At 35.8% G+C, this 13,306-nt stretch carries 7 protein-coding genes; 4 read left to right on the forward strand and 3 right to left on the reverse strand.

The window, feature by feature from the left end:
- Window positions 1–9 precede the first annotated feature (9 nt).
- Window positions 10–1,269: a tetratricopeptide repeat protein gene (locus tag ACQ2HF_RS12360; protein ID WP_432410724.1), complete on the reverse strand. Its 1,260-nt coding sequence runs from the start codon at window positions 1,267–1,269 to the stop codon at window positions 10–12.
- 15 nt (window positions 1,270–1,284) lie between these two features.
- On the reverse strand, window positions 1,285–3,846 hold the full coding sequence (gene gyrA / locus ACQ2HF_RS12365; protein ID WP_432410725.1) for a DNA gyrase subunit A: 2,562 nt from the start codon (window positions 3,844–3,846) through the stop codon (window positions 1,285–1,287).
- Window positions 3,847–4,280: 434 nt separating this feature from the next.
- Between gyrA and ACQ2HF_RS12370 the strand changes: the two genes are divergently transcribed.
- The 3 genes from ACQ2HF_RS12370 (at window position 4,281) to ACQ2HF_RS12380 (ending at window position 10,934) form a co-directional block, all read left to right on the forward strand.
- Entirely contained in the window at window positions 4,281–6,875 is a 2,595-nt protein-coding gene (locus ACQ2HF_RS12370) for an ATP-dependent Clp protease ATP-binding subunit (RefSeq protein ID WP_432410726.1), read from the forward strand.
- Between the two features lie 161 nt (window positions 6,876–7,036).
- On the forward strand, window positions 7,037–7,945 hold the full coding sequence (locus ACQ2HF_RS12375; RefSeq protein WP_432410727.1) for a PIN domain-containing protein: 909 nt from the start codon (window positions 7,037–7,039) through the stop codon (window positions 7,943–7,945).
- Window positions 7,932–10,934: a hypothetical protein gene (locus ACQ2HF_RS12380; RefSeq protein WP_432410728.1), complete on the forward strand. Its 3,003-nt coding sequence runs from the start codon at window positions 7,932–7,934 to the stop codon at window positions 10,932–10,934. Before ACQ2HF_RS12375 ends, ACQ2HF_RS12380 begins: the two co-directional genes overlap by 14 nt.
- A 59-nt stretch (window positions 10,935–10,993) precedes the next feature.
- Here the strand turns inward: ACQ2HF_RS12380 and ACQ2HF_RS12385 are convergent, their stop codons facing one another.
- Complete coding sequence (locus ACQ2HF_RS12385; RefSeq protein WP_432410729.1) at window positions 10,994–11,959, reverse strand: IS110 family transposase; 966 nt, start codon at window positions 11,957–11,959, stop codon at window positions 10,994–10,996.
- A 368-nt stretch (window positions 11,960–12,327) separates the two neighbouring features.
- Here ACQ2HF_RS12385 and ACQ2HF_RS12390 point away from each other — a divergent pair, with 368 nt between their 5' ends.
- Window positions 12,328–13,182 (forward strand): hypothetical protein, encoded by an 855-nt coding sequence (locus tag ACQ2HF_RS12390; RefSeq protein ID WP_432410730.1) that lies wholly within the window; start codon window positions 12,328–12,330, stop codon window positions 13,180–13,182.
- The last annotated feature ends 124 nt before the right edge of the window (window positions 13,183–13,306 follow it).

Consider the following 13,306-nt stretch of genomic DNA (forward strand, 5'->3'; position numbering starts at 1 on the left):
AAAAGAAGTTTATTCCCCTCCTTCCATTTCGGCTAATTGAGCCTTCATTTCTTTAAATTTGGCATCCTGTCCTGTTTGGCTATAGATGTTCATAAGCGTGCGTACTAATTCTATATTATCTGGACGTAGTTTTACGGCAGATTCTAAATAAGGAATTACTTCCATATACAGATCTTTACGTTTTTGCTTTAAGGCATCGTAGCGCTTGTTATCTGCAGAAGAAGTTCCTAAATTATTCATTTCTTCAACGATAGCACCTTCTTGTCCTAACATAGTTGCCGCGATATTAATTTGTGCTGCAGCATAATTTGGATCAATCTCTAATGCTTTTTTGTATTGTTCTATCGCCTTGTCGCTTTCATCATTTTTTGCAAAACCTACGCCAAGATTATATCTAAGCTCTGCATTGGTAGGATCTGTAGCAATAATCTTATCCATAAGCATATTATATGTTTTCATATCATTTGCTTGGTAGGCTATGTCTGCTTCTGCACGCATTAAAGAAACATCGTCTGGATTTTCTTTTCTGGCATCGGCCATCACTTTCATAGCTTTTTCCTTATCGCCTTTGCTAGTGTAGATAATAGCAATGTTTTTAAGGATATCTCCTTTAACAGATTCGGCCATACGCTCATCTGGATTCGTGTATTTACCAGATAACATCCCTGTAGTTCTGGCACCTTCGTCTGAAAAGGTTACAATTTCTCCAGATTCTATATCTGTCGCAATCCATTCTTTAGTAATACCAGTGTATTCTAATTCTAATAGTTCCTCGTAGTGTTTTAAAGCAGTATCGTAATCTTTTGCTAAAATGGAACTTTCTGCTGCGTTGTATAAGTCTAATTCTACATTTGCAACCGTGTAACTGGTATATAATTTTTCGGTAGCCAGCTCATAGTTTTTTGCTCTTTGATCTGTTACTGCACTATTTACCAGCGCCGCTCTTAATTGTTGCACACCTATTTGTGCATCTTTATTAGTTGCGTCCAACTCTAATGCCATTTTGAATGCCTCTGCAGATTTCTTCATTTTTTCGAAATCGTTGTTACCTGCATCCGCTAAATAAATTTGCCCCTTAAGAAGGTAGAATTCAGTTTTCATACTTGCATCAGCAGATGAAATAGTAGCTTCGGCTTCCTTTATAAAGCCCATAGCTTGAGATACTTCACTGTTTTTTAAAGCTCTTTCGGCTTTCTTAATTTCCTTTTTCTGTGCAAAGGAAGTGGCAGTAATTAGGAGAACTCCTGCCAATACTACGTACTTTTTCATGTGTTAAGTTTTACGTTATTCGTTATTTTCGGTTTGTGTTTCATCAGTGTCAAGAGTCGTGCCATTGTCCTCTGTAGCTTCCTCATCGCCTTCTGCGATTGGGATTACGTTTCCATCTTCGTCTACAACCACTTCTTCTTCATCATTCATCACTTTGGCAACAGCTGCAATAGAATCGTCTTCACGTACTTTAATAAGTCGTACCCCTTGTGTGGCGCGACCCATTACGCGTAAATCTTCAACCGCCATACGTATGGCAATTCCAGATTTGTTAATAATCATGAGACCATCACTATCTGTTACATTCTTGATAGCTACTAAGTTACCTGTTTTTTCTGTAACACTAATAGTTTTAACTCCTTTTCCACCACGGTTGGTGATTCGGTATTCGTCAATGCTAGAGCGTTTTCCGTAGCCATTTTCTGAAACTACCAAAATATCACTTTCTGCATCATTAATGGCAACCATACCAATTACTTCATCATCTTTATCGCGTAAAGTAATTCCACGAACTCCAGAAGCATTACGACCCATTGGGCGCGTTTTCTCTTCTTCAAAACGGATGGCTTTACCAGATTTTACGGCTAACATTACTTGGCTATCGCCTCTTGTTAACTTCGCTGTTAGTAACTCGTCTCCGTCCTTAATAGTAATGGCATTAATTCCGTTGGTACGTGGTCTGGAATATTGCTCCAAAGGAGTTTTCTTCACTTGCCCTTTCTTGGTCGCCATAATTACGTAGCGACTGTTGATGTATTCTTCATCCTTTAGATCCTGCGTACAGATAAATGCTTTTACCTTATCATCTGGCTCAATATTTACCAGGTTCTGGATTGCTCTACCTTTAGATTGCCTGCTTCCTTCTGGAATTTCAAACACACGCATCCAGAAACATTTTCCTTTTTGGGTGAAGAACAACATATATTGGTGGTTGGTACCTACAAACATATATTCTAAGAAATCTTCATTTCTGGTAGAAGTTGCTTTTTGTCCTACGCCTCCTCTATGCTGTTGTTTATATTCGGTAAGTGATGTCCTTTTAATGTATCCAGCGTGCGAAATGGTAATTACCACTTGCTCATCCGGAATAAGGTCTGTAATACTTACATCACCACCGGCATATTCAATTACGGAGCGACGCTCATCACCATATTTTGCTTTAATTTCGGTTAATTCTTCTTTAATAATATCCATTCTACGCTCCTTTTTGGCAAGGATATCTCTGTAGTCTTCAATGGTTGCCATTAATTCGTCGTACTCGCTACGTAACTTGTCCTGTTCCAGACCTGTTAATTGGCGTAGACGCATTTCAACAATCGCTTTTGCCTGAATTTCAGACAACTCGAATCTTTTTATTAATTTCTCGCGAGCTTCATCTGCATTGGAAGAAGATCTAATAAGCGCAATTACTTCGTCTATATTATCGGAAGCAATTATTAACCCTTCTAAAATATGGGCGCGTTCTTCGGCTTTTCTTAGCAAGTATTCGGTACGTCTGGTAACTACTTCGTGACGGTGCTCTACGAAATAATGAATCATTTCCTTAAGATTCAACATACGTGGGCGTCCTTTTACCAGTGCAATATTATTTACACTAAAGCTGGATTGTAGCTCGCTGTATTTGTATAAAGTATTTAAAACGATATTAGGAATAGCATCACGCTTTAAGATGTACACAATACGCATCCCATTACGGTCACTCTCATCACGGATATTGGCGATACCCTCAATCTTTTTATCGTTCACCATGTCCGCGGTCTTCTTGATCATGTTCGCCTTATTTACCTGATAAGGAATCTCGGTCACCACAATACACTCACGGCCTTGTACTTCTTCAAAGCTAGCTTTTGCGCGCATTACTACACGACCACGACCTGTATGAAATGCCTCGCGCACACCTTCATACCCATAAATGGTTCCCCCGGTAGGGAAATCGGGTGCTTTAATGTGCTGCATCAAGCCATCAATATCGATGTCATTATCGTCTATATAGGCGTGAATTCCGTCAATTACTTCCGACAGATTGTGCGGTGGCATATTGGTTGCCATACCTACGGCAATCCCGGAAGCTCCGTTAATTAACAATCCTGGTACCTTTGTGGGAAGCACGGTTGGCTCTTTTAAGGTATCATCAAAATTTAATTGGTGGTCTACGGTTTCTTTATCAATATCGGCCAGCATGTCTTCAGAAATCTTCTGCATACGTGCCTCTGTATAACGCATTGCTGCCGGGCTATCACCATCTACACTTCCAAAGTTACCCTGACCATCCACAAGCATGTAACGCAAGCTCCATTCCTGTGCCATACGCACCATAGCATCATATACCGAAGTATCCCCGTGTGGGTGATACTTACCAAGTACTTCTCCTACAATTCTAGCCGATTTTTTATGAGCTCCAGTGGCACGCACACCCAATTCGTGCATACCAAAAAGCACACGTCTGTGTACTGGTTTCATACCATCCCGCACATCTGGCAGTGCACGTGACACTATGACGGACATCGAATAATCGATGTAAGCCGATTTCATTTCATCTTCAATATTAATCGGGATTATTATTTCGCCTTCAGCCATACTAATTCTTTATTTATTCGAGTTAATCATATTGTTAGTAGTGTCTCTAGTTATGTAATTGTGTCCCTACTTAACTTACAGGTCACAAATAATAAAGCACTGCCTCTTCTCTTTATCCCAACGCTAAAGAGCGGAGAAAAGGTAAAAAGGCAACATAATAGACATTATAACAACGGTTGTTTTATTTAAGTTAATCAAGAAAGCAATATACTTATTTTTGAAGGTTTCAGCAGGTAAAAACCCTGCATTATTCACCATCTTATTAACAAATATTTGGTAGGGTTTCGTTAATAACTATCGTACTTTATACTTGGTAATTCTTTGATTTTTTTGTCCTTTTACTTCAACCTGTAATGAAAGGGCATGATTTTTGACTTATTTATTCTGAAATACCTTCAGAAAACAGTAATTTTAGACATACAGGAACACACTATATGGATGATAATTTTTCCCCCAGAGTAAAAGATGTAATCGCCTACAGCAAAGAGGAAGCGCTGCGCTTGGGTCACGATTTTATAGGTACCGAACACTTAATGTTGGGCCTTTTACGTGACGGCAGTGGTAAAGCAGTAACCATTCTCAACCAGCTGGATATCGACCTCAATCATTTACGCCGAAAAGTTGAAATATTGAGCCCTGCAAATCCAAATGCAGGTATTAATACCAACGATAAAAAAAACCTACACCTTACACGCCAGGCAGAACGTGCGCTAAAGACTACCTTTTTGGAAGCAAAACTGTTTCAAAGTTCGTCTATAAATACCGCACATTTACTATTGTGTATTCTACGGAATGAAAACGATCCAACAACCAAGTTGTTGAACAAAATGAAAGTAGATTACGATGGTGTAAAAGATCAATTCAAACTTATGATTACAAACGACGACGATTATATAGAACCTACAGCCGAAAGTTTTCCGAACGACGACGACACCTCTAGTGATGACGATAACAAGGAAAATTTATTTGGTACCACAGGTGGCGGTGCAAAATCTACGAAGAAATCGAAGACTCCTGTCTTGGATAATTTCGGAAGAGATTTAACCCAACAAGCCGAAGAAGGCAAACTGGATCCCGTGGTGGGCCGTGAAAACGAAATACAACGTGTATCGCAAGTACTAAGCCGAAGAAAAAAGAACAATCCTTTACTTATTGGAGAACCTGGTGTTGGTAAAAGTGCCATTGCCGAAGGTCTCGCCTTACGGATTGTACAACGCAAAGTAAGCCGAATTTTATACGACAAACGTGTCGTAACCCTGGATTTAGCCAGCCTTGTAGCCGGTACAAAATACCGCGGACAGTTTGAAGAGCGTATGAAAGCCGTAATGAACGAGCTGGAAAAGAACGACGACATTATCCTCTTTATTGACGAAATCCATACCATTGTAGGTGCCGGTGGCGCTACAGGCTCTTTGGATGCCAGCAATATGTTTAAACCTGCCTTAGCACGTGGTGAAATACAATGTGTGGGTGCCACCACTTTGGACGAGTACCGACAGTACATCGAAAAAGATGGTGCATTAGAACGACGTTTTCAAAAAGTATTGGTAGAACCTACTACCGTAGAGGAAACTATTGAAATCTTACAAAACATTAAAGATAAATACGAAAGTCATCACAACGTTCAATATACAGATGCCGCTTTGGTTGCATGTGTAAAATTGACCAATAGATATATGACGGAGCGTTTCCTTCCGGACAAAGCCATTGACGCTTTGGATGAAGCTGGATCTCGTGTGCATATTACCAACATTCACGTGCCGGAGAAAATTTTAAGTCTGGAAGCAGATTTGGAGAAAGTTCGTGAGAATAAAAATTCTGTTGTAAAAAAGCAGAAATACGAAGAAGCTGCTAAGCTGCGTGATGATGAAAAGAACTTAGAAAAACAACTAGCCGAAGCGCAGGAAGCCTGGGAAAAAGATAGCGCCCTCCACAAAGAAACCGTGGACGAGGAGCAGGTTGCCGAAGTAGTCTCTATGATGACTGGTATTCCCGTAAACCGAATTGCCCAGACCGAAAGTACCAAACTAGCCGCCCTCCCCGACCGAATTAAAGGAAAGGTAATTGGCCAAGACGAAGCCGTTGCTAAAGTGGTGAAAGCCATCCAACGTAACCGTGCGGGGTTAAAAGACCCTAACAAACCTATTGGCTCGTTTATCTTTTTAGGACAAACAGGGGTTGGTAAAACACAATTGGCAAAAGTACTGGCGCGTGAGTTGTTTGATAATGACAATGCATTGGTGCGTATCGATATGAGTGAGTATATGGAGAAATTCTCTGTATCTCGTTTAATTGGAGCACCTCCAGGCTATGTAGGCTATGAAGAAGGCGGACAGTTAACCGAAAAAATCCGCCGCAAGCCGTATGCAGTGGTGTTGCTGGATGAAATTGAAAAAGCGCACCCGGACGTATTTAATATGTTGTTACAGGTCTTGGACGATGGCTATTTAACCGATAGTCTGGGTCGTAAAATTGACTTTAGAAACTGTATTATTATCATGACCTCCAACATTGGAGCCCGTAAGCTAAAAGACTTTGGTTCTGGAGTTGGTTTTGGAACCGCTTCGCAAATGAGCCAAGCAGATGCCAACGCCAAAAGTGTGATTGAAAATGCACTTAAGAAAACATTTGCGCCAGAATTCTTAAACCGTGTGGACGATGTTATGGTGTTTAATAACCTAGAGCGTGAAGACATCCATAAAATTATAGATATTGAACTAGCGAAGTTGTATGGACGTATAAACGAAATAGGCTACACCCTTAAACTCTCTGAAAAAGCCAAAGACTATATTGCAGACAAAGGCTTTGATAAAGAGTATGGCGCAAGACCACTTAAACGTGCCATCCAGAAATACATTGAGGACGCCCTGGCAGAAGAGATCATTAACTCCAACCTAAAAGAAGGCGATACCATCTCGATGGATTTGGATGAAAAGACCAATGAGTTAAAAATTAAAATTAAAAAAGCAAAAAAAGAAGCCGCTTCTGAATCTGAAGGAACAAACTCCAAAGATTCCAGCGCCACCTAGCAAAGTACTTTTTTTTAGTACTTTTAACAATAAGAATACCAGCCTCCTCCCCTCTCAAGTGCTGAAAGTGGCGGGGGCTTTTTTAATTTAAAAGGATAGAGGGTTTTATAGACTTTATCCGGAAGTTGGCAACAACCCAAAAACAGTTACATAAATAGTAAATGATATACATAACTTTAGATACTTGCGTTTGGTTGGGGTTAATAAAAATTGACCTTCACAAAGATAACAGCGTGTTTGAAGAAATTTGCTATTGGATAGAGAACAAACACCTTACACATATAACACCTGAGAACATCATTCGTGAATGGGATAGACATAAATTAAAAAATGCCAGTAATTTAAAAAATACATCAAAGTCTTATTATTCATCTATACAAAAACAATTCCAAGGAAACACTTCTAATGATTCAACATTTATTTCTACTGATCTAGATTCATTAATTGATGAAAGAATAAACAGAGTAGAGAAGATTTTAAAATATTTTTCGGAACAAGCTAAAGAGAATCAGAATATATATAAAGAAGCAACCAAGAAAATATTAAATTGTATTGCACCTAATCATTCTAAAGAAAGTTTTCGAGACACAGTAATCATTTTAACTTTGACTCATTATTTAACTTCTAAAGGTTATACTAATAATTTCTTTTCAACGATAAATTACACAGACTTTAGTGAGTCCAAATCGCAAAAACACGAATTACATCATCAATTAAGTGACGATTTTAAAAATGCAAATTTGCAATATGTATATTGTGATGAAAGTCCATTTGCAAGTAAGCTATTAGGAATTTCATTAAGACCTATTCTTCCCAACTTTCAAAACTATCTGAAGGAAAAAAAACGAGAAGAAGATGCTAAAGTACTTGCTGACAAAAAAGATATGGTGACAACACCTGTGACAAGTCCTGATGCTGATTATCTTGAAAACATAAAACATCTAGATTTAATTCTTGCAAAAAAAACGCCCACGTCTTGGGAACAAGATATGGTCAAATCATTAATTGGTAGACACGACAGTTACAAACAATATTTTTTCAATAATATCGGAAACAATGGCTTGGTTTAACTTTTTAAAATCAGAGGGTTACTTTGCCCCAGACAAAAATCCCGAACCTATTCAGGTTAAAAACGGATTTCAAGTTCCATATTGGGAAGCGTTAGGATATTTGGAGAAATTATCTATTCAAATAAGTCAGGGAAAGGAAACTGAACTTATAGACGAGTTGTTAGCTGTAATTAAAAATGTATCTGAAAACCCAAAAGACAATTACCGAACGTGGTATCTTTTCATCAAAATTTTGTCGAATATCCCGAATGAGAATATTCCAAAAGACATTTTGCACTTTATTCCTGTTTGGCTATCAGGAAAGTTTGACACGATGATTCAAACATCTGAATTGTGTGATAAATTTCTTCCAAAATTTTTAAATGATGAACCAACACGAGCCGATATAGAAAAAGCTGAAATAATTCTTCATTATCTTTTTCAAGTAGAAAAAACAGATATTCAAGGAGATGATTGGGAAGGTGAAGGTAATAGCTATCGTTCAAGATTATATTTACACTTCTTAGCCGATAAATTTGAAAAAAGGAACATCGCAGTAAAAGTTGTTAAGTATTGTTCTAACGATGTCATTTTAAAATTAGGTAGAACGATTAAATTCTTACTTCTTGATTATCCAAAAGGAATAATTACTTTGTTGAAAGACGGAAATAAAGAATATGAAATCAAAATTTATATTGAAAAGGAAAATCTTTTAGTGTCTTCAAAATTAAAAAGCAGCAAAGTTACTAACTTAACCTCTACTCTTTCAAATTGGGAGAAAAAAAACGAAACAGAATTGAAAGAAGAACTTGTTTCAATTCTAAATGAACAAAAAATTAACTATACGCCAATTAATGAAAATGACGATACCTTTCAGCGTTTAAACTTTGCATTAAATACAGACCTTACATCTGCATTTGGCTTTAATAGTATCAGGAAATTAGATGACCGATATTCCAAAGGTGAAAAAGTATTGAATGTTTTCTCTTTGATATTTCGTGATTTGCTTGACGAAAAAGTCAAGCAAAATCCACAAGAAGGCTTAGGAATACTCAAAACGTTTTGCTACGACAGTAAGTATCGTGTTCCTTTTTACAAACGTATTTCGCTATATGTAATTTGTGAGAATTGGGAAAAGACTAAATCTCTATTTTTTGAATTGATAAAAGATAATGATGCTTTACATCTATTTTCAATTTACAAGTATCAAAAAGAACTTTATGATTTGCTAAATAGAAATCAAAATGTATTAAACGTTGATGAAGTTAAAATCATTGAAAAGATAATTGAACAAGGCAAACAGGAAGAAATTGAAGAACAAACAGAGGAGCATAATGAATATTGGCAACTTGGTTGGTATTCGGCATTAAAAGACATTAAGCCTTTTAAAGATAAATATTTGACTCTTTCAAAAGAATTAAACATTACAAGTGAACACTATGAAAATTTAGGTGAAATTCGTGTCACAAGTGGCTCTGTTTCCCCTATTTCAAAAGATGATTTACTTGAAAAAAGTAATCAAGAAATTGTAGAACAAATTAAAACATTTAATCCCAAAAGAAATTTTGATGAGCCAAGCATTAGCGGTTTATCGGAAACTTTTGGTAATGCGGTTGAAGCTGAACCCGAAAAATTTGCTATAGAAATAGAATTATATAAAGAGATACCATACGTTTACTCATATCATTTACTAAACTCATTTGGGAAGGCGTGGAAAAATCAGAAAACATTTGATTGGGAAAACGTTCTTTACTATTGTTTGAACACTCTTAAAAATCCAAAGTTCTATAAAGGCGAATTACAAATTGAAAATGATGATTGGAAAGCAACACCTGATTGGGTTATAGGTTCTATTGCAAATCTGCTTACAGACGGTTTGCAAAATGACAAACACGCTTTTGATATTAAGTTACTACCTCTTGCAAAGGAAATAGTTCAAATAATTGTAAGCAATCTCAAACCAGCAGAAGATTTTGAAGGAACGAATATGGATTACCCAACATATTCACTGAATTCAGTAGCAGGAAAATCTTTAAGAGCTTTGTTTGATTACTCACTTCATAGAGCTAGAAATCTCTTTAAATATGAGGACAAAGGAAAATGGGAAGCAGATATTAAATCATTATTTGAAGAAACCTTACAAAAAGGAATTATTGACGGATTTATTTTGGAAGGAATGTATTTTGAGCAGTTTTGCTTTTTAGATTTTGATTGGATAACACAGCAAGTAAAACAACTTTACAAAAGTGAAGATAGCAAATGGCTTGCTTTTATGGGCGGTTTTGCTTTTGGGAAACCACCAAATAACAAAGAACTTTATACAGTATTTTATCCTCACTACGAAAGAGTGATTGACAATGACATTCAATTTAAAAACTTTGGTAACAATGGTTTAGTTCGACATTTGACAGCGTTTTATTTTTGGAAATACGAAACACTTTCTTCTGAAAAATTACTATTCAAGTTTATAAATCAAGCAACACCCAGCGAAGTTGGTGAGCTTATTCATTTCATTTGGCAACAAGAAAATTACTCAAAAAACTTATCAGAAATAGAACAACTGGAATTTCAACAAATAATTATTGACTTATGGAAATTTTTGGTTGATAAATATGAAAACTCAAATATTGAGGAAGAGCTAAAAAATTTAGCAACTCTTTCGAATTGGATTGTATTTGTATCTGAACTAAATGATATTTATACAGCACTTATTCTAAAATCTTGTATACACATTGACAAAATACATTCAACACACGAACTTCTTGAAAATCTTGTAGCATTAAAGATAAAAGGTAATCCAAATACGACAGCAAAGGCAATTGGTGAAATAATTTCATCACTTAACTTCAAAGATTATATGGCAGACTTTGACAAAGATTATATTAAAGAATTGGTTTCATTTCTATTTGCTCACGAACAAAGAAAAATTGCGGCTGAATTTTGTAACAAAATGGCTGCGGTTCATCAACAATTCTTTTTAAGAGAAATATATGAAACTAACACTAAATAATAGGAAGACAAGAAAAAGGGCAGTTGCCAACAAAGAACTGAGCTAAAAAACAACTAATTCTAGTTTAATTTTGAAACATAATTTTTATCATACGGTATTCTTGATTTTGAGATGCCATAGGCTTGTTTAATTAGTTTGTTACACACTGCTATTAATGCTAGCTTCTTGCTTTTACCTTTAGCTACAATACGTTCATATAAGGCCTTGCATTGAGGGTTATGAATACTTGCCGTAAAACTGCAGAGGAACAAATGATTTCTAACAATTGGATTTCCGGTCTTACTAATTCTGGACCTTCCCCTTACGCTACTGCCAGAACTCCTTTCATTAGGGGCCAGACCTAAAAAGGAGGATATCTGTTTACAACTCTCAAAGTCTTTAAAGCTGTTTGTTGTAATGATTAATAACATCGCTGTCTTCTTTCCAATTCCAGGAATACTTGTAATGATTGTGAAGAGTTCTGGTTCATGGGTTTTGATCAATAATTCCATTTGTGTTTCCAAAAGATTGATTTCCTTTTGTAATTGTTTTAATTGACGTTTCAAAGAACGAATCATCAGGCCTTTGGTGTGTCCCTTACTACCCAAAGAGTGGAGTTTATTTTTAATGGCAGTTGTCTGTTTAAAATAAAGCTGAGTAACGGTCTGAAGCATCTTACACTCCTCTACATATTCAGGATCTGGGTGCCACAATAATAAAGACTGTTCTTGACCATATTGACAAATCATCTTTGCATCACTTTTGTCTGTTTTGATCTGATTCAATTTCATCTGTATGTATCGCTTTATTATCAATGGATTCATCACAGATACGCGGTGACCTTTTTCAAATATGTATAATGACAACTGATAATGATAACAAGCTGTTGCTTCCATAATACACCAATGAGATGGAGTCAATGTCTTCACAAAACTCTTAAAACCATAAACATTATTTGTAAATTGTCGATGACCTTCTTCAGGACTGTAGACATCAAAAACATCTTTTGAGATGTCAATCCCAACAAAAATTGTATTTTTATTCATAACTGATAATTTATGAAAGTACAAAAACTACATTAAGTACAACAACCTAAAAACAGGCTCTATAGGCCTAAAGAACTGAACGTATTTGTGTAGTAAAAGAGCAGGGATTTTCAATGTTGACGGAATCTTAAGTTCCTACGTATATCTTAATCTTACTCTGCTCTTTTGTTCTTTCTATTAATTCTGAATCAAGTTAATGGAAATCAAACTTAGGATGTATATAAAAAATAGCGGAGCAAGTGCTAAAACGAAATTATAAACATAAAATAAAGGCCAGTTATAAACCGAGAAATTAGTGAGTAAAAACCGCTACTTTTCATATACAAACACGTTGTAAGCAAGCTAAAAAAACCGAACAAACATCGAAATTGGAACAATTACTTTCAAAAGAGGATATTAAAGAAATTCTATCTAATAATAGAGAAAATCCTGTTTTTAAATACTATGGTGTTCGTTTAATGTCGACGGACAAACATTCATTTAAAGAGGTTATTGCTATTTCAGACAAACATAATCTGATTTTAATCAAAGGAAATGAAGACACAGGAAACGAACACATTAGAGAAAGACATAATTTTTGGTCTACTAAAAAGTATATAGTTCCTGATGAAAATGGTGGTTTAAGATTTCAAAACCAAAGTAGATTTCCAATGGGAGTTGCACCAATCGACTATCTGAAAATAGCTGATGAAATTTACTCAATAGAAAATCTGATTGAAAATAATTCTCACCCAATGGCAGAAAAGTTTGATTTGTATATTGGAGAACATTTATTTGAAAAGCCTAAAAAAGAAAAAGTTAAGCTTCTACTTTATAAGGGAACTAAAATTGTTCATTCACTTTTTTTAGCAAGAGATTCATATAATCAAAAAAGAGCAAAAAAATTCCCGTTTGCAAGAGGAAAAGTCAAATTCAAAACCAAAAAAGGAATAGAAGAAACTTTTATCCCTTATTACGATGTGACGACCAAACTTCGTTATGGAATTTCTATTGAAAAATATCCTTCAGATGATATGGAACATATCTATTTACTAATTTTCAATCCTAAAGATTATTCGGGTCACAATTTTATTAAACTTTTGGAAAGAAAACTTACATATTTTCAAACAAAAAAACACGAGGAAGTTACATATCAATTTAATGATTTAAGTGAAGTTGAAAGATATATAATGGATATAGATTACGGAATAGAAAACGGATATTTGAAGTTCGGAGAACAATAAAGCCAGCTTACAACACCGTATAAAATAATTGCTATTTTTAGCTAAACCAAAGGTCGTTGCACTTTTGTTACGTCTGATTTTTCTTCGGAAATTCCTCGCATACAAACCCGCAACTATTCTTATA

Source organism: Rasiella sp. SM2506 (assembly GCF_050859505.1).
Taxonomy (GTDB): Bacteria; Bacteroidota; Bacteroidia; order Flavobacteriales; family Flavobacteriaceae; genus Marinirhabdus.

Excerpts from the sequence above, each read along its gene's own strand:
- ACQ2HF_RS12360 (WP_432410724.1), bottom strand. The coding sequence starts at position 1,269 with ATGAAAAAGTACGTAGTATTGGCAGGAGTTCTCCTAATTACTGCCACT.
- gyrA (WP_432410725.1), bottom strand. The coding sequence starts at position 3,846 with ATGGCTGAAGGCGAAATAATAATCCCGATTAATATTGAAGATGAAATG.
- ACQ2HF_RS12370 (WP_432410726.1), top strand. The coding sequence starts at position 4,281 with ATGGATGATAATTTTTCCCCCAGAGTAAAAGATGTAATCGCCTACAGC.
- ACQ2HF_RS12375 (WP_432410727.1), top strand. The coding sequence starts at position 7,037 with ATGATATACATAACTTTAGATACTTGCGTTTGGTTGGGGTTAATAAAA.
- ACQ2HF_RS12380 (WP_432410728.1), top strand. The coding sequence starts at position 7,932 with ATGGCTTGGTTTAACTTTTTAAAATCAGAGGGTTACTTTGCCCCAGAC.
- ACQ2HF_RS12385 (WP_432410729.1), bottom strand. The coding sequence starts at position 11,959 with ATGAATAAAAATACAATTTTTGTTGGGATTGACATCTCAAAAGATGTT.